Consider the following 18,232-nt stretch of genomic DNA (forward strand, 5'->3'; position numbering starts at 1 on the left):
CAACCGGAGCAGCAGGAGCAACAGGAGGAACTGGGGCAACAGGCGCAGCAGGAGTATTAAGCTTTGCTGATTTTTTTGCCTTGATGCCTCCGGATAATGCAGCAACAGTTGCTCCTGGCACAGATGTAAGTTTTCCTCAAAATGGACCAACCAGCGGGACTACTATTGCCCGAACGGGTCCCAGTACATTTAATTTGGCCGCCATTGGCACTTATCAGGTATTGTTTCAGGTCAGTGTAACTGAAGCTGGGCAACTCATTTTAACGCTCAACGGCGCTGATCTGGCCTATACAGTAGTCGGGCGAGCAACAGGTACATCTGAGATTATAGAAATGGCTCTTGTACAAACAACAGTCATTAATTCCATACTGACCGTACGAAATCCTGCCGGCAATTCCACTGCACTAACTATCACTCCTCTCGCTGGAGGGACAAGGGCTGTTTCAGCACATCTTGTTATCACACAAATTGCATAGAGGGAAGTTACTAACGATTTAACTGTTTAATAGTAGACGTTTTTATCTTTTAGCCAAATTAGAAAGAGGATGTGTGAACGTCCTCTTTTTAATTTATAGAAGATAATGAAGAGACCACAATGGGAATATGTCAATATGTTCTTTGGTTCAATGGAGTGTCTTCTCCTTATTTATACAAATATACAATAAACTCTGTAAACACTGGATTTATTTACAATCTTGCTTTGGGTAAGTTCCTTATCGAATCCTGTAATTAATGGAAGAATAGATCTGATAATGATAGCCCATACAGACCTTATCCTATTGTGATTTAAGAACAATAGATACTTTTCTTGAAGCTCGAAATGAATTGGGTTAGAATTTAAGGTACGTTATAATATTTACTGACATATGGTAGCAAAGTAGGAAACAGAAATCGATACAGAAGGAAGCGGTGTGTTTGTGCAACATGCAATTGCAATATTAGACTCGGGTGTTGGGGGGCTAACGGTAGCTAAAGAAGTGATGAGACAGCTCCCACGTGAGAAAATTATATATTTTGGAGATACTGCCCGCACACCATATGGACCAAGGTCATCGGATCAAGTCAGATTATTCACCGAACAAATTGTAGACTTCCTTCTCCAATTTGAACCTAAGATGATTGTTATTGCATGTAATACTGCAACGGCAGCGGCACTCACATATATTTCGGAAAAGGTAAATATACCTGTTATTGGCGTTATTCATCCAGGAGCTCGTGCAGCGATCAGTGCAACGAAGACAGGGGACGTTGGTGTTATAGGGACAGTGGGTACAATTGGGAGCGGGGCCTATACGGCTGCCCTTAAAGAACTCTCTCCATATGTAAATGTGATAAGTGAAGCTTGTCCACTGCTTGTACCACTTGTAGAGCAAGGATTATTCCGAGCAGAAGGGACAACAGATATTGTGAAGCGGTCACTACAGAACATTCGTGACACTTCTATTGATTGCCTTATTCTTGGATGTACACACTATCCTTTTCTTATGGATTCCATTCAAGAGGTTATGGGAAGTAATGTTAAACTGATTAGTTCAGCTGATGAGACGGCGAGGGAAATCAGTACGATTTTATACGAAAAGGGCCAACTTGCAAAGAGTGATGAAAGCCCGGTACACCAGTTTTTCTGTAGTGGAGATGGCGAAATATTCAAGAAGATTGCGAATGAATGGTTGGGCGAACAGATAAGACGTACTCCTGTCGTCTGGCAAGTGTCTACCTTTGAAGAATGAAGTTAGTCATCAGCACAACTGAATCATGAATAGAGTAGACTAGCCCGAAGTTCAATTGAACTTCGGGCTTTTTGCATATCTTGTAGAACGAAATAATTATTTCGTGATTACGAATGAAGGACAAGGGTATAGACATACAATCTAAGCACCAAATCTTTGATGTTTGTGGCTCACACCAAGTCATAAAGAAAGGATGGTATGTATGCTAGAATATATCGTTCGTGGAGGAGATACATTGCAACGCATCGCTATGATTAGAGGCCTTAAACCAGAGAATATCCTGAACGCCAATCCTTGGGCCTCTGATCAACCCTATCTTATTCCTGGACAAATATTATTTATACCTTCTACACCTCGGCGGAGATATGCTATACAATCGGGTGATACACTTGCACGCGTGCTAGAACAATTTTCAATTACGGAACAGGCTCTCGAAGGGTTTAATCCTGGTATCTCCCACGATCGGTTCCCGATTGGACGCATTCTTGTACTTCCTTCGTCGGAAAAGATGTCTATTGTTGAACCTCAAGGTGAATACGGATACAGAGATATGATGAAGCATATTACAGAGTTATTGGGTAAATATAAGTTTATTGAGGCAAATTCAATAGGTGAAAGCGTTATGGGTAAGTCGCTTGAAATATTAAAAATAGGAAAGGGGAAGCGAATAATACATGTGAATGCATCCATCCATGCTAATGAATGGATGACAACGTTATGTGTGATGCGATTCGTAGAGGAATACGCGGAAGCTTATCAGAGTCAGCGTATGTGGAATGGGTATAATCCACAAGAATGGTTCGACAATTGTACGTTATGGGTGCTGCCTATGGCTAATCCAGACGGTGTAGCTTTGGTTCAAGAAGGTGTTACTCCTGAACATCCCTTCTACACTGAAATTATGGAATACAATAGTCACCGCAACGATTTCAAACATTGGAAAGCGAATATTCGAGGTGTAGACCTTGGGGATCAGTTTCCCGCGCATTGGGAAGAGGAAGTGATCCGTAGAGGAAAGATACTCCCAGCACCTCGTGATTATGCAGGAACAAGTCCATTATGTGAACCGGAATCTAGAGCACTTGCTGCTTTCACATTAGATATAAGCCCTGACACGGTCGTGGCGTTACACAGCCAAGGCCAAGAAATATACTGGAATTATCGTGACTATGAACCAGAGATGAGTGAGAAATGGAGTCAAAAATTAGCCCAAGTCAGTGGATATCGTTCAGTGAAATTACAGGGTAGTGACGCAGGCTATAAAGATTGGTTCATTCAACATTTCAAACGTCCAGGCTTCACGGTGGAAATAGGTCAAGGTGTGAATCCCCTTCCACTCTATGATTATCGAAATATGAGTCTTGAGGTAGGTTTAATCGTGGGTGAATTGATGAGTTTATGAAATCATTATGAAACATTTTCAGCCTCAAGTCGTATGTTATACCAGAGGGGGCCGACCGCTTAAGCATGATTCTTTTCCTTCAAGCGGTTGCTTCCTCTTTTTCATAGGTCTAAGACTGGAGGTAGAAATTCATGAAACGAAGAAGAATATTTTCCTTTAAGCATTGGTCTGTCATGTTTACAAATGTACGAAGATATGTAATGTCATCTCAGGTTTCGCTAGGAGACAAGTTGTTATTCTTAGTACCTGTAGTTGTTTATTGGATTTTTCCTTTTGATTTATTACCAGGACTACCTATAGATGATATCGGAATAACAATGTTATTAATGGGTTGGTTTACAACACGGGTGGAACGCAAATATCCAACATTGTAGATGTATGGGTTCCACAACAATGAGTTGCTAATCTGTCATAAATAAGGACAAGCCATGTCTTGCGAATTAGGATCTGTTTCTTTACAATATATAAAGGAATTAGCCATCACATCTAATTTAGGAGATGCAGCAGATGAAGTGTAAAATTACTCGTAATGCGGCAAAAGTACTATCTAAAGAATTGAGCAAAGAAGACAATAAAGAATTGAAAATCCGTGTACTCATCACACACGCCCATGGGGACCATGCCCATTATGGTTTGGACTTGGATATGGCAACGGAGAATGATGAAGTGGTATCGACGGATAAAGATATCGATGTGATTTTGAATAAGAATGAGCCATTACTTGATGGTGTAAAAATTGATTACCTGTACCTTCCTGAGGAGGGGTTTGTTATAACGAATCCATCCATGGGCAATCACGGGGACCACTAAGATAGAAAAAGTGAAGAAGGTTGGAATGAACATGGCAAATGATATACGCGTATGTGATAAGTGTAAGCACATACGGCTCAAAAGTATTGTACCCAAGATTCAAAAGATGGCGCCTGACGCTGAAATTCAGGTCGTATGTAAATCTTACTGTGGTCCTTGCGGAAAAAGAGCATTCATCTATATTAATGGACGTTATATAAGTGCACCGACAGAAGATGAGGTACTAGCTAAGGCAGCTCCGTTTATAAAAAAATAGCCCATTGGTAAATGATGATGTTTCTCTTTGTGCATAGTTCTTTTCTGTTGGAACCAAGCTAATGATGGTGACTGATATGGAATATGTACTAAAAGGGGGAGCATATGAATGTCTAAACGTGATTTTTCTAGTATGCAAACGAACACACCTGAGTCTCAAGCGAATAACGCTGTGGATCGGCTCCATCAGTCGATCACTCAAGCTGTAAGCCATCCTACGGAGCAGTTGGTGGATCAAGCGGAGAATTCCTTGATTCATGCGGAGCATGCTGTTCAGGCACTTCAAGGCAGCGAGAATGGACTAGCTGCGGAACAAACGGAGGCTTGGCTTGCTGAAGAGAAAAGTAGGCTAGCGGCAGTTAATGTTTCAGAAGGCTAATGATTAATGTTGGTTTAGATATGAAAGAAACCTCCACAATGAGTATTCTCATTTGTGGAGGTTTCTTTCATGTGAAGAATTATTCATCATCCAATTTACTGAGCAAATCATACTGGATAACTTGATCTGAGCTACGAAGTTGAAACTTGGCTTGATCGAAGCCGACACGACAGCTACCGACAGTCGTCTTTTCACGTGTATTGAGATCATAGCAACGACCGTTCTCGAATATGCCGTCTGGGGAAGGAATATAAAATACGTTATTATCTGAGAAAGCCCCAGAACGAAGAACTACAAATCGATCCTCTTCAGCAAATAAATTATTACCTAACATGTGATAGGAATCCGTTGGAATACCAAGTAGGTGGAGGAGAGATGGTGTCATATCCAGTTGGCCAGAAGGCTCTGAATATTCTCCGACTTGACTGCCATCAGGTAGATGTACTAGTAAAGGAACTTGATTCATGATTTGCTCCATATCGAGATCATTCAAGCTTTTACCTAGAAATTGTTCGTAATAGGGCTTGTCTTTAATTGAATTATCATGATCTCCATATACGACAAGGATGGTATTATCCCAAAGCCCCTGTTTTTTCATCTGCTCTGTAAATTTCCCCAGTGCATCATCAACATAATGAATAGATTGTAGATAATTCCCGAATATATTATCACTGAATTCACCCACATCTAAACCTTGTTTATCCTTAGGGATCGTGTAAGGGTGATGGCTGGAAAGCGTAATAAGAAAAGAGTAGAAAGGCTCCGTGATCGATGTCATCTCATCTAGGGATTGTTTGAAGAATGAGTTATCACTAAGTGACCAGCCCATTGGCTCATCGATAGTGAAATCTTTTTTGCTGAAGAAGCGGTCATAACCCATATTGTTATACATGATTGTCCGATTCCAAAAGCTGCTATCGTAAGCATGAAATACGTTTGGTGAGTATCCGTGTTCTTTCAAGATGGTTGGTAACATATCGTAATGATGATTAGGATAACGAACGAATACAGAACCTGAGGGCAGAGGATGTAGTGAACTATGAGAACTAAAGTCTGCATCGGATGTTCTTCCTTGTCCTGTCTGGTGATAATAATTGCTGAAGTACATACTTTCTTTCATTAGTTTGTTGAAATTCGGAGTAATTTCTTCCCCATTGATGCTTTTACCGATCATAAAATTCATGAAGGCTTCAACTTGAACGACTACGACATTACTATTCTTGTACTTTCCGAATGCTTCGTTTTGTACAGAACGTTGATCACTCTTCTGTTGAAATAAGGCCTTAATGGCATCCATTTCTTCTTCCGGAAGTGTGGGATCGGGGCCAAGATGATCTTGGGCATATCGATAAATATCATAGCCATGAAATCCTAGTATACCTGTGACATTGTATAGCGTGATGTTCCACCAATTACTTTCGAACACGCCTTTGGCCCAGGTTTCACTGTAGTATTTAATGGGAGCAAAGGTCAGAACCGATCCAATGACTAAGATTAGAATACCTGTGATGAATCGATGGAGAATACTTTTACGTCTAAGATAGGTTGAACGTGTCTGGTGGATAGGCCAACTGGTGTTTCTTCTAAGTCGTTGAATAAGCTTGATGATGGCATAAGCGCTGATGATTACCCAATCAACAAAGAAGTATAGATCATTCCAGTGTATAAGAGATTGTATACTGTCTCCTAACGAACTGATTTGCCCAGTCTGAAGAAGTACAGGTATCGTAATAAAGTCCCCGAAATATCGATAATAGACCAGATCTGAATACATAATTGCCGTTAGAAATAAATTCAATAGCACAAGCGATATGAGATAGCCTCCGCGGGGTAACCAGAACGCCCAGAATGATACGATCATGATTGATCCTATGGCAATAATAGAATCAAGAAAACTTAGATTTACATACGGAATGTTAAGGCGATGATCGATCAGAGTTATTTTGCAAAGCATGAGAAGAATAAATAATGGATAGCTGATGAATCGGAATAGATGAAGCTTGTTGTTACGGCTCCAACTATTACCGAGGTTGTTGTCTCTTTGGAAATACACGAATAGCGCTCCTTTTTGTTAACGAAATGTAAAAGTAATAGGCTTTTTCTATCATATCACTCCAATGATTGTTTTCAATGGAAGGTAGGTTTTAGGATGTGGGATTAGAACAGCGTATAGATAGACAACAGGAGCGAATTCAGTAGTGTACTGAATTCGCTCCTGTTGATCATGCGGGGAATTGATAGTTATTCAATGTGTAATTGGGATTCCCCACGCCCACGAGGTGGAAGTGGTCCAAGGTATTGATAATATTGACATTCGATGGTTCCGTTGTATAACTTGCGCCGTTTGTCAGCTTTCTTGTTGAAGATGGTCTCGAAACGTTTAGTTGAACTAATCGCAAAGAATGACCAAGAAGGTATACTTACCGTCAGCTTCTTTAAATCACGGATAATTTGTTCTACTTCCGCTATTTCACTTAAACGCTCCCCGTAAGGTGGGTTGGTAATTATGCAACCGAAATCTCCTTGAGGTCTTGCTTTGCTGATGGGTAATACTTCTAACTTAATATCTTTTGCAAATCCAGCTGCATTTACCGCAGCTTGAGCAACTTCGATAGCGCTTGGATCGATATCACTTCCGGAAATCTGCAAAGGAATATCATCGCGAACGGAATCAAAAGCTTCTTCCCTTGCTTCATTCCATAGATGTTCAGGGATGATAGGCCATTCTTCAGAGTTAAAGGTACGACGTAGTCCCGGAGCGATGTTCCAGCCAATCATCGCGGCCTCAACTAAAAGAGTACCTGAACCACAACATGGATCGTAGAAAGGTCTAGTAGGATTCCAACGGCTTAATTGGATAAGTGCCGCAGCCATTGTCTCCTTCAATGGAGCTTCCGTCACGAGCTTACGATAGCCACGTTTATGAAGACCAGATCCTGTTGTATCAAGTGTGATCAAGGCAGTATCATTTAACATAATGACCTCAACGACATAACGTGGTCCATCTTCAGGGAACCATTCCGTATGGTAAGTCTGGTTTAATTTGTCGACGATTGCTTTCTTAACGATACTTTGACAAGCAGGCACGCTGCTTAGTTGTGACTTCAGTGAACGTCCTTCAACAGGGAATTCACCGTTCTGAGGAATCACATCCTGCCACGGTAATGCTTTGACACCTTCGAACAATTCGTCGAAAGTGAGAGCCGTGAATTCGCCCATCAGAATCAAAATACGGTCTGAGGTACGAAGCCATAAATTACAACGACATATATCGATTAAGTCACCACTAAAGATGACACGTCCATTCTCAACCGTCACATCATGGTAACCGAGTTCTTTTAATTCTCGAGCCACGATTGACTCTAAGCCCATTGGTGCGGTAGCAATAAGTTGCAAGTTAGCCACGGTTTACAATTCAACTCCATCCGGCCATCTGTACTGCATTACGGCAATACTGAGAGACCTATAAATTTAAAGCAGTCTTGCCGATTATCGACAAAACACATACAATAATGACTTAGTAACGCTTAAACGTACAACCAAACATTTATTATAAAACAAATAGGCTTATATGGAAAGTTAGTCTTAAGGAGGAAATGGCGTTGAATTTAACCCCTGATGAATATGTTAACCAATTGTATCAAGAAGATGAGCAATTGCAGCAAGTAAAAAAAAGTATTATCAAAAAGGGAATGCCAGAAGTGTCGGTAGCTCCTGCATATGGCAGGCTTCTAACGTTACTTGTTCAGACAGCTCGTGCGCAGAGTGCTCTTGAAATAGGTGCTTTGGGTGGATATAGTGGCATTTGTATTGCAAGGGGTCTTCCAACGAATGGACAACTACTCTCCTTGGAATTAAAGGAAGAGTATGCGAATCTTGCGAAGGGTAATCTGGAATCCGCAGGACTGGGTTCCCATGTGGATTATATGATCGGGCAAGCACTCGACAGTCTAGAAGAACTCAAACAAGCTGGTAGAACGTTTGATTTCTTTTTTATTGATGCTGATAAGGAGAACTACCCATTGTACTTAGAGTATGCTATTCAGTTGTCCAAGCCTGGATCATTGATTGTAGGGGATAACTGCTTCTTACGTGGACGCACATTGAATTCAGAGAAGAATGGACCAGCGGTTCTAGGAATGCGTCATTTCAATGAGAAAGTGGCTACAGATGATCGTCTTGTGAGCACATTACTTCCAGACTACGATGGATTGTCCATCTCATGGGTCAAGTAAGAGGTTAATTGATCATAATAGTAATCGTTGCAATTATTTTAAGGGGCTATCCCAAAGGTCTGATTCATGACCTTAGGGTATAGTCTCTTTTTGTTGACACTTTGTAATATTTAACGAAATGTACGATGTTTATCGATACGGGTATAGAGCTTTAGTCTTACCCATACCATGTTCAGTAGAAGTAAGCATCCCGAGATGATAAATAAGCCCTCGATTCCAATGATGCCAGATAATAATCCTCCAACTACGGCACCCATCATACTACCGAGGGCAAGTGTACTACTGTTAAATCCAAATGAACGACTCTCCATACCATCAGGCGTATAGGCACGAATGAGAGCATTCACACTCGGTAATAAACCACCCATAAACATACCCATCAGGAATCGGATCACGATGAGTTGCCATACATTATGTACAAATGCTTGAGGGATCAGAGTAAGTGAGGTACCTATTAAGGCATAAGTAAGGATGCGATGAGCTCCTAATTTATCACTTAACTTACCAAGGACGGGTGAAGAGATCATATTAGAGACCCCTGTTACAGCTATAACTACACCAGCCCAAAAAGCAATGTCTTCAGAAGAGTTATGAAGTCTTTGTACATATAATGCTAATAATGACATGGGGCTTACCATGGCAAATTGTAAAAGAAAAGTCACAGCAAATAGCGCTGGCAACTGAGGAATGTGTGCTAAATCTTTAAAACCTTGGATGACAGATACTTGAGGGATTTGTGAAGCTTCTTCGCGATCAAAGGTTTCTTTGACTAAGAATAGTGCTAGGAACGATGCGAGCAGAATTAGAATTCCTGTAATATAGAAAATAGGACGAAATCCGATAATATCAGCCAGAATACCACCAATTAGTGGACCAAGGATGGTTCCAGCAACAACACCAGATTGCATCATTCCCATGGCAAATCCCATACGGTCTTTAGGCGTGGTTCCTGATACAAGTGAGATTGCGGCGGGATTGAACCCTGATATGGTACCGTTCAATAGACGGAGTAACAATAGTTCCCACGGATTTCTTGCGAATCCCATAAGCACGATGACAATGGCCATACCAAAACCTGACCGTAATAACATGATTTTACGTCCATATCGGTCTGCAAGCTTACCCCAAAGTGGCTGAAATAAGAATGACGTCAAGAAGTTAGCAGCGAAAATGAGTCCAGCCCATATGCCAATGGCATGATCGTCTTGTACTCCTAAATCTTTGGCGAGATATAAAGCTAAGAATGGTGTAATCATAGTCATTCCAGCATTGATGAGAAATTGTCCAATCCAAAGTACGATAAGATTTACCTTCCAAGTCTTCAAATGCCGTCACTTCCTTATCTAAGGTGTCGATACAATTTGCTTAAAGAACAATATTTCAGTATAGCACACAAGGTTTTGCTAAAATGATAGGAATGTCATAGTATTGCCATGACATTGTACGGTGTGATAGTTGTTACTTACTTTTAAAAGGGGCATAATATATGAAGGGAAAACTTACTATACTGGAGGCCTATGAATGACCTACAATGATACTTTTATACGCGCTTGCTTTAAGCAGGATGTTAAACATGTACCCGTCTGGTATATGAGACAAGCGGGTCGTTATGATCCGGAATACCGCAAAATCAAAGAAAAATATAGTTTACTTGAAATATGTCGTCAACCGGAGCTCGCAGCTCAAATTACGATGATGCCCGTACATAAGCTAGGTGTCGATGCAGCTATTCTTTATTCTGATATTATGAATCCTGTAGCTTCCCTTGGTATTGATTTCGATATCGTCAAGAACATAGGACCTGTGATTGATAATCCAATTCGTTCTGCCGCAGATATTGAACGCCTCCGCCCAATTGATGTGGATAAGGATCTAAGTCATATTTTAGAGACCATTCGGATTCTAGATAAAGAATTGAATGTTCCACTTATTACTTTTGCCGGAGCGCCTTTTACAATTGCTAGTTACTTGATTGAAGGTCGACCGTCCAAGAACTATATTCTTACGAAGACTATGATGTATAGTGAGCCGCATCTTTGGTTCTCCTTAATGGACAAGCTAGGAGATATGGTCATTACCTATGTGAGATCACATATTTCCAATGGTGGTAAAGCAATCCAGCTATTTGATAGTTGGGTAGGGGCACTTGCTCCGAAAGACTTCGAGAAGTTCGTGCTTCCAACGGTTACTCGTATCTTTGCCGAACTTTCGGATTTGAATGTACCCAAAATTTATTTTCCAGGTGTAAGTTCTGGAGAACTCTTACCAAGGCTAAGTAACTTGCAATCTGATGTGATTGGTCTAGATTGGAGATTATCTATCTCTGAAGGACGAAGAAGAACAAGTGGTCGATTTGCTATGCAAGGAAATCTAGATCCATTTATCTTGACTGCGCCTATGGATGTTATTAAACAATATGCGAAAGAAATCATTGATGATGGTATTGCTGAACCTGGTTTTATTTTCAATTTAGGACATGGGTTATTCCCAGAAGCATCGCTTGATAAACTGCGTGAATTGACAGAATTTGTTCATGAATATTCTGCTTCCCAAATCCAATCCTAAAAAGATTAATTTGTGTAAACCTATACTGACTTAGAGGTGGTTAGCTCGTGAAATCTAAAGTAGGCGTGTTGGTTATGTCATACGGAACACCGGAGAGCATAGACGGAATTGAAGCTTATTATACGCATATTCGCCGGGGCAATGCCCCAACTCCAGAGCAACTTCAAGATTTAACAAGTCGTTATGAAGCGATCGTGGGTGGCGTATTCCCACTTCGCGAGAATACGAATCAACAGGTATCTGAACTACAAGCAGCACTCAATCGAGACCAAGAACAATCCGAGATTGAGTATGTGTGCTACCAAGGATTAAAACATGCATCGCCATTTATTGAAGACGGTGTAGAGGAAATGGCTAAAGACGGTATCAAGCGTGCAGTTGGTATTGTGTTAGCACCTCATTATTCCATCATGAGCGTAGGTAGCTATATCAAACGGGCTCAGGAGAAAGCAAAGGAATTGGGAATAGAGATGTCCTTTGTCGAAAGTTATCATCTACATCCTAAGTTGATTCAGGCACTTAGCGAACGTGTAAGTACGAAGCTGGATCAATTCGAGGAAGCGGGAGCTGTTCGTGAGGAAGTAAGAGTATTATTTAGCGCACATAGTCTACCTAGTCGAATCGTCGAGATGGGAGACCCATACCCAGAGCAACTACTGGAGACTTCACGAGCTATCGCTGAAGCGACAGGAGTTACTTCATGGCAGTTCTCTTGGCAAAGCGCTGGGCGGACGGCTGAGCCATGGTTAGGACCTGATATTCTGGATACTCTTCAAGAACTTAGTGTAGAACAAATCGAGAATGTACTTGTAGCACCTGTAGGTTTCGTATCAGACCATTTGGAAGTATTGTACGATCTGGATATTGAGGCTCAAGCCATCTCGAAAGAACTGGACATGCGTTTAATGCGTATTGATTCGTTGAATAGTGATCCTCTCTATATGGAAACTCTTCGTGATGAGGTTCTGGCTGCTTTAACAAATTCATAATTCAGTTGTATCAACTGAATTTATAAGACATAATGGCATCACAATAGGAACTCCCGAATTATTTCGGGGGTTCTATTTGTTTAGCTGAACCTGATATAATGAAAAGTGATACGGTTCGAACATTTTCAAGGTATAAGAAGGAGTGAACAATGTACCCACCACGTTCTAGTAAAAGTAAAGCAACAAGAAGAGTGAAAAAAAGGCGCTCCAGCAAGTCATGGGTGCTACTTAATGCATGTCTAGTTACGTTGATAGTGATGTTATTTTCGTATTACTGGATAACCAAAGATAATAAATTGGCTCAACCGCCTGTGAAATCATCATCTAATTCTTTCTCAGAGCTTCCACCTACAGCAGATAGTCCAAGTATTGATACTGATAGTTCACCTGCGGAAAATTTAGAGAAGGATCAACCTATACCCAAGGATGAAGCGAAGGAAATAACGAATGAAACGAATGATACGAAAGAAACGGAAACCATTAAGCTTGAATCTCCTAAAGATTCGGAAATAGTTAATGAACACAAATTATCAGAAGAACCCAAAGAGACGGTGAAACCTGTCGAATCGGATGATCCGAACAAGATCGTAGCGAATGCAGATACCATTCTTAATTTCCACTTTGCAGGGGATATGATATTCTCCGGTAAAGTAGAGGGTAAACTGAAACAAGAAGGGTATGATTATCCCTTTAAATATGTAGGGGACCTTTTTCAAAAAGATGACCTTACGATTGCAAACCTAGAAACACCGGTAACGACAGCGGGCGTAGGAGCTACTAATAAACAATATGTATTCAAGTCCTCCCCTAAGGCGCTTGATGCCCTGAAGAAGGGGGGAATGGATGCCGTAGGCCTTGCTAATAATCATATCTTGGATCAAGGCGTTCCAGGACTGCTGGATACGTTGAAACACTTGGAAGAGAGTAAGCTTCAGTATGCGGGTGCTGGTAAAAATGCAGAGGAAGCCTATGCACCAGAGTATTTCACACGTCAAGGTGTAAAGATTGCACTTGTAGCCGTCAGTCGTGTAGTACCTGATACCGAGTGGTTTGCAACAAAAGGCAAACCGGGTGTAGCATCAGCTTATGATCCAACTGCGGCTCTGCAATCTATCGCAAAGGCGCGCAAAAATGCTGATATCGTCATCGTTATGGCACATTGGGGAATAGAGCGAGCTTTGACTCCTAATGTGAATCAGACACAGCTAGCTCATCAATTCGTAGATGCTGGTGCTGATCTTGTCATAGGATCTCATCCTCATGTCCTTCAAGGGCTTGAGCAGTACAAGGGCAAGTGGATTGCCTATAGTACGGGCAATTTCATATTCACTAAATCGGCAACGCCATCGACTTGGAAGACAGCTGTCTTCGCAACCACTTGTACGCCGAAGGGTGATTGCAAGATCAAGCTTATTCCTTTCCACGCGGAGATAGGTCAACCCGTACCGATGTCAGCTGAAGAAGGGCAACAACTGTTTAAAGAAATACAGACCTTATCTATTGGTGGTGTAACCATAAATAAAGACGGTACAGTTATTAAACCTAAATCATGATTTCGTCATACCTTGAGGAGGTTGAAGCATTGTGAATAATTTATGTGTAGCCCACAGGGGATTTTCATACATTGCTCCTGAGAATACCATGGCAGCGATAACAATGGCCATGGCAGAATCTTTTGTGCAATGGGTTGAGATTGATACACAACTATCGAAGGATGGTATACCTGTTGTTATTCATGACTTCACACTGAATCGGACGACGAACGGTAAGGGCTTAGTGAAAGATCACACATGGGCACAACTTCAGCAACTAGATGCAGGGAGCTGGAAGAGCCGTGCTTTTAGAGGAGAACGGATTCCTACACTGGATGAAGTACTTAAGCTTAGTTGTGGGAGACTTCGCCTTAATATTGAACTAAAGACGAAGGGGGACATGTACCCTGGTCTTGAGCAAGCTGTTATGGAACGAATTGCGTATTATCATATGCAGAACGATGTGGTACTGACGTCATTTGACACAGATGCGTTAAGAAAAGTGAAAGAATTAAATCCTAATTTTCCAACAGGGCTTATCATAGATGCCAGGCCGCTTGATTTACTGGAGAGACTTAAAGAGCTGCGTTGTTCATTCCTATCGATAGGGGCAACTCATTTGGATTCAACGCTTGCCTCGATGCTTGTCTCGGCAGGAATAACTGTCATGGCATGGACCGTGGATGATGCTACGGGAATGAAACGTCTGGCATCAATAAATCCAGAAATCATGATATGTACCAATCGTCCAGATGTATGGGGCGCTACTTTCTTAGAACACAAACAATCTTTTTGGCATTGGAAATCACAAAAAAGGGACTGATAAACTCATGGATTCAATGATTCGTAATGTCTATTGTGTTGGCCGTAACTACAGATTACATGCAGCAGAGCTGGGTAATGCTGTACCGCAAGAACCAATGATATTCATGAAACCTTCTCACGCGGTTATTCCACTTGATCAGAGCATCATTACATTACCCCAAGATCAAGGTGAAGTACATTATGAAGGGGAAATTGTTATCCTAATTCATCGGGATTATGAGCCAGGGATTTCTGTTAATGAGTTAGTTGACGTTATGGCGTTAGGAATTGATTTCACGTTGCGTGATGTTCAGCAAGTCATTAAGGAAAAGGGTCATCCGTGGACAGCTGCGAAAGGGTTTAAATCATCCGCACCACTTACGCCATTCGTCGCATTTCCAGGTTTGGAAGAATTAAATGCACAAGACTTTACGGTCATTAAGAATAACGTGGAAGTACAGCGTGGTAATGCGAGTGATATGATCTTCTCATTGCAAAATATTGTGGATTACATAGGCTTACATTATGGATTAGGTAAAGGTGATTTGATCTTTACGGGTACACCAGCAGGTGTTGGACCTGTATCTTCAGGAGATGAATTCAAGCTCTTATGGGGAGATAAACAGCTGGGAAGCTGTGTTATTGGATAACGCGGTATGATGTGGATTATAGGTATTATATGTGCACTAATGGTATCAACTTCAGCCTATCGGAAGAAGTCCCTTACGTTCTCAGGTGCACTTGCGGCAACGATCATGGGGACCATATACTTCGCGGCTGGAGGTTTATTCTGGTTCGGTATTTTACTTGCATTCTTCGTCTCGTCATCAGCCCTATCCAAGTTCCGTCAAAGCCAAAAGGCTGAATTGGAAAAGTCATATGCAAAGACTGGACGGCGTGATGCTGGACAAGTACTAGCAAACGGTGGATTGGGGATGGTGTTATGTATGCTAAATGCGATATGGCCTCATCCTGAATGGTCTTACCTATTCATAGGCATTATGGCTACAGTGACTGCAGATACATGGGCTACGGAGATAGGAAGTTTAAGCACCAGACCTCCACGCTCAGTGTTAAATGGTAAGGTGTTGACGGTTGGAACATCTGGGGGCGTATCCCTCTTAGGAAGCGCTGCTGCGGCTGCTGGTGGAGCGATGATTGGGGGATTTGCGTGGGTGTTGGAAGTCTTATCTAGCCCATGGTCAGATATTCAATGGACGGTGCTTCTGATATGGGTACTAGTAGGGCTTGTCGGAGGACTCGTGGGAGCCTTTACTGATTCATTGTTAGGAGCATCGATTCAGGTCATGTACAAATGTAGTGTATGTGACAAAGAGGTAGAAGTGATAAACCATTGCGACATACCGACAATACAGGTCCGAGGTTGGCCTAGAATGAATAATGATGCCGTCAATGTATGGAGTTCTGTCGTTGGAGGAATCGTTGCTTGTATAATTGGATTATATATGGGATTATAAATGGTTGATAATAAATGGTACAATGGATTGGAATGATTCGCTGCTGATACAAGTACATCGAATGATTGCCGTTCAAATATGATAAGTTAGTAGGGAAAAATAGAGATGAACATATTGACTGTAGAACATATAAGTAAAAGTTATGGTGAAAAGGTACTATTTAAAGATGCTTCTTTCGGTATGGAAGATCAGGATAAGATTGGTATTGTTGGTGTAAATGGAACGGGCAAATCAACGTTCTTACGTATTATTGCTGGATTAGAAAAGCCGGATGAAGGACAAATCTCAAGTGGGAATGGCGTTAGAATTAGAACACTCGCACAGAATCCTGATTATGACCCTGAAATGACCGTATTACAACAAGTCTTCCAAGGTAATGATCCGCAAATGAAAGTTGTGCGTGACTATACAGAAACGATGGATTTATTAGATCTTGATCCTTCAAATGAAGAAGTCCTGGAGAGATTGTTGGAGTTAAATCAGGATATGGATACACTACAGGCTTGGAATCTTGAAAGTGAAGCGAAGATCATTCTGAATAAGCTAGGACTTACACAGTTTGAAAGTTTGATGGGGACGCTATCTGGTGGACAACGCAAGCGTGTAGCATTGGCTAATGCCCTAATTCAACCTTGCGAATTGTTGATCCTGGATGAGCCTACGAACCATATTGATACGGATTCCGTAGCGTGGTTAGAGCAATATTTACAGAAGCGCCGTGGTGCGTTACTCATGATTACCCATGACCGGTATTTCCTTGACCGTGTAGCAAACGTTATGTTGGAGCTTGACTATGGGCGGTTATTCCGATATCAAGCCAATTATTCAGCATTCTTGGAATTGAAAGCAGATCGCGAAGATAGAGAAGCTTCTACGGAGCATAAGAGACAGAATTTACTTCGTTCTGAGCTTGCTTGGATGCGTAAGGGGCCTAAAGCGAGATCTACCAAACAGAAGGCACGTATTGATCGCTATGAAGAGCTTAAAGATCAGCAAGTTGTACAACGCGCTGGATCGATGGATATGTCTGTAGCTTCAAGCCGTCTCGGTCGTAAAATTCTAGAGATTGATCATTTACACAAAACCAACGAAGGGATCACTCTTATTGAGGATCTTACTTATATTGCTGTGCCGGAAGATAGAGTAGGAATTGTGGGTCCAAACGGAAGCGGGAAATCGACGCTACTTAACCTTATAGCAGGTAGACTCGAACCGGATGGTGGAGAGATTAGTCTAGGTTCCACAGTGAAGATTGGTTACTTCACACAAGAGCATCAAGAGATGAATGAGAAACAACGCGTTATTGAATACATCAAAGAAGTAGCAGAAATCATTACTACTTCAGATGGAAGTACGATTACTGCCGGAGCGATGTTAGAACGTTTTCTATTCCCTCCAGTTCTTCAATGGACACCGATCGTGAAGTTATCTGGTGGAGAGAAGAGACGTCTATACTTACTAAGAGTACTTATGGGAGCACCTAACGTTCTTCTTCTTGATGAACCGACGAATGATCTCGATATCCAGACATTAGCTGTCTTGGAACAATATTTAGACGAGTTCCCTGGTGTTGTATTTACAGTATCGCATGATCGGTACTTCCTAGACCGTACGGTAGATAAGATTGTTGCTTTTGAAGGAAATGGAGATCTTAGAGTTCATGTCGGTTCATATAGTGAGTATGAGGAATGGATGGCTAAGAATGTTTCCAAAGGGTCAGATCGGAAGCGTGTAGATCAACCTTCGGAACCTGTTTCCAAACCAACACCTGAACCTAAAGAACCGGTTAAAACTGTATCTTCAACTGAGAAAGTCAAGTTCAGCTTCAAAGAACAACGGGAATTTGATCAGATCGATAGCCTAATTCTGGCATGTGAACAGAAAATAGTGGATCTAAATACTCAGATGGAAGCTGCCTTTAGTGATTCAGCACGTCTACAGGAACTTATGACCAAGCAACAGGAAGCACAACAAGAGCTTGAACACCTCATGGAGCGTTGGACGTATTTAAATGAGTTAGCGGATAAAATGTAAAAGAGTAATCTTAAATAGA

The 18,232-nt window shown here is 41.5% G+C and carries 17 protein-coding genes and 1 pseudogene; 15 read left to right on the forward strand and 3 right to left on the reverse strand.

Going from position 1 to position 18,232, the window contains the following annotated elements; all coding sequences use genetic code 11:
• From PBAT_RS25640 to PBAT_RS17285, 7 genes and pseudogenes are all read left to right on the forward strand, one after another.
• Positions 1–476: pseudogene (locus tag PBAT_RS25640) on the forward strand (collagen-like protein); the annotation flags it as partial.
• 441 nt (positions 477–917) lie between these two features.
• Positions 918–1,730, forward strand: a complete 813-nt coding sequence (gene racE, locus PBAT_RS17260) for a glutamate racemase (protein WP_068651395.1) — start codon at positions 918–920, stop codon at positions 1,728–1,730.
• Between the two features lie 202 nt (positions 1,731–1,932).
• Positions 1,933–3,132 (forward strand): M14 family metallopeptidase, encoded by a 1,200-nt coding sequence (locus PBAT_RS17265; protein ID WP_068651248.1) that lies wholly within the window; start codon positions 1,933–1,935, stop codon positions 3,130–3,132.
• Positions 3,133–3,263: 131 nt separating this feature from the next.
• Positions 3,264–3,506, forward strand: coding sequence for a hypothetical protein (locus PBAT_RS17270; RefSeq protein WP_068651250.1), 243 nt, complete (start codon positions 3,264–3,266; stop codon positions 3,504–3,506).
• A 133-nt stretch (positions 3,507–3,639) separates the two neighbouring features.
• Positions 3,640–3,942, forward strand: a complete 303-nt coding sequence (locus PBAT_RS17275; protein WP_068651252.1) for a heme biosynthesis protein HemY — start codon at positions 3,640–3,642, stop codon at positions 3,940–3,942.
• 31 nt (positions 3,943–3,973) lie between these two features.
• Positions 3,974–4,198, forward strand: a complete 225-nt coding sequence (locus PBAT_RS17280) for a YuzB family protein (protein WP_068651254.1) — start codon at positions 3,974–3,976, stop codon at positions 4,196–4,198.
• Between the two features lie 108 nt (positions 4,199–4,306).
• On the forward strand, positions 4,307–4,576 hold the full coding sequence (locus tag PBAT_RS17285; RefSeq protein ID WP_068651256.1) for a hypothetical protein: 270 nt from the start codon (positions 4,307–4,309) through the stop codon (positions 4,574–4,576).
• A 79-nt stretch (positions 4,577–4,655) separates the two neighbouring features.
• Here the strand turns inward: PBAT_RS17285 and PBAT_RS17290 are convergent, their stop codons facing one another.
• Both PBAT_RS17290 and PBAT_RS17295 read right to left on the reverse strand, forming a co-directional pair.
• Positions 4,656–6,629, reverse strand: a complete 1,974-nt coding sequence (locus PBAT_RS17290) for an LTA synthase family protein (protein WP_068651258.1) — start codon at positions 6,627–6,629, stop codon at positions 4,656–4,658.
• A gap of 188 nt (positions 6,630–6,817) precedes the next feature.
• Positions 6,818–7,981 carry a THUMP domain-containing class I SAM-dependent RNA methyltransferase gene (locus PBAT_RS17295; RefSeq protein WP_149466301.1) on the reverse strand — a complete coding sequence of 388 codons (1,164 nt, stop codon included), beginning with the start codon at positions 7,979–7,981 and terminating at the stop codon, positions 6,818–6,820.
• Between the two features lie 191 nt (positions 7,982–8,172).
• On the opposite strand from PBAT_RS17295, the gene PBAT_RS17300 reads away from it, so the two are divergent.
• Positions 8,173–8,811, forward strand: coding sequence for an O-methyltransferase (locus tag PBAT_RS17300; RefSeq protein WP_068651260.1), 639 nt, complete (start codon positions 8,173–8,175; stop codon positions 8,809–8,811).
• A 110-nt stretch (positions 8,812–8,921) separates the two neighbouring features.
• On the opposite strand, the gene PBAT_RS17305 is transcribed toward PBAT_RS17300, so the two are convergent.
• Positions 8,922–10,136: an MFS transporter gene (locus tag PBAT_RS17305; protein ID WP_068651261.1), complete on the reverse strand. Its 1,215-nt coding sequence runs from the start codon at positions 10,134–10,136 to the stop codon at positions 8,922–8,924.
• A 196-nt stretch (positions 10,137–10,332) separates the two neighbouring features.
• Here PBAT_RS17305 and hemE point away from each other — a divergent pair, with 196 nt between their 5' ends.
• From hemE to PBAT_RS17340, 7 genes are all read left to right on the forward strand, one after another.
• Positions 10,333–11,376: a uroporphyrinogen decarboxylase gene (gene hemE, locus PBAT_RS17310; RefSeq protein ID WP_068651263.1), complete on the forward strand. Its 1,044-nt coding sequence runs from the start codon at positions 10,333–10,335 to the stop codon at positions 11,374–11,376.
• 47 nt (positions 11,377–11,423) lie between these two features.
• Entirely contained in the window at positions 11,424–12,365 is a 942-nt protein-coding gene (hemH, locus tag PBAT_RS17315; protein WP_068651265.1) for a ferrochelatase, read from the forward strand.
• A gap of 149 nt (positions 12,366–12,514) precedes the next feature.
• Positions 12,515–13,918 (forward strand): CapA family protein, encoded by a 1,404-nt coding sequence (locus tag PBAT_RS17320; protein WP_068651266.1) that lies wholly within the window; start codon positions 12,515–12,517, stop codon positions 13,916–13,918.
• Positions 13,919–13,949: 31 nt separating this feature from the next.
• Positions 13,950–14,720: a glycerophosphodiester phosphodiesterase gene (locus tag PBAT_RS17325; protein WP_068651268.1), complete on the forward strand. Its 771-nt coding sequence runs from the start codon at positions 13,950–13,952 to the stop codon at positions 14,718–14,720.
• Between the two features lie 7 nt (positions 14,721–14,727).
• The gene (locus PBAT_RS17330) at positions 14,728–15,351 is read left to right on the forward strand and encodes a fumarylacetoacetate hydrolase family protein (RefSeq protein WP_068651270.1); all 624 of its coding nucleotides are present in this window, start codon (positions 14,728–14,730) and stop codon (positions 15,349–15,351) included.
• Positions 15,352–15,357: 6 nt separating this feature from the next.
• Positions 15,358–16,179, forward strand: coding sequence for a DUF92 domain-containing protein (locus PBAT_RS17335; protein WP_068651272.1), 822 nt, complete (start codon positions 15,358–15,360; stop codon positions 16,177–16,179).
• A 105-nt stretch (positions 16,180–16,284) separates the two neighbouring features.
• Complete coding sequence (locus tag PBAT_RS17340; protein WP_068651274.1) at positions 16,285–18,213, forward strand: ABC-F family ATP-binding cassette domain-containing protein; 1,929 nt, start codon at positions 16,285–16,287, stop codon at positions 18,211–18,213.
• Positions 18,214–18,232 lie beyond the last annotated feature (19 nt).

It is taken from the genome of Paenibacillus antarcticus (assembly GCF_001637225.1).
Lineage (GTDB): Bacteria > Bacillota > Bacilli > Paenibacillales > Paenibacillaceae > Paenibacillus_AQ > Paenibacillus_AQ antarcticus.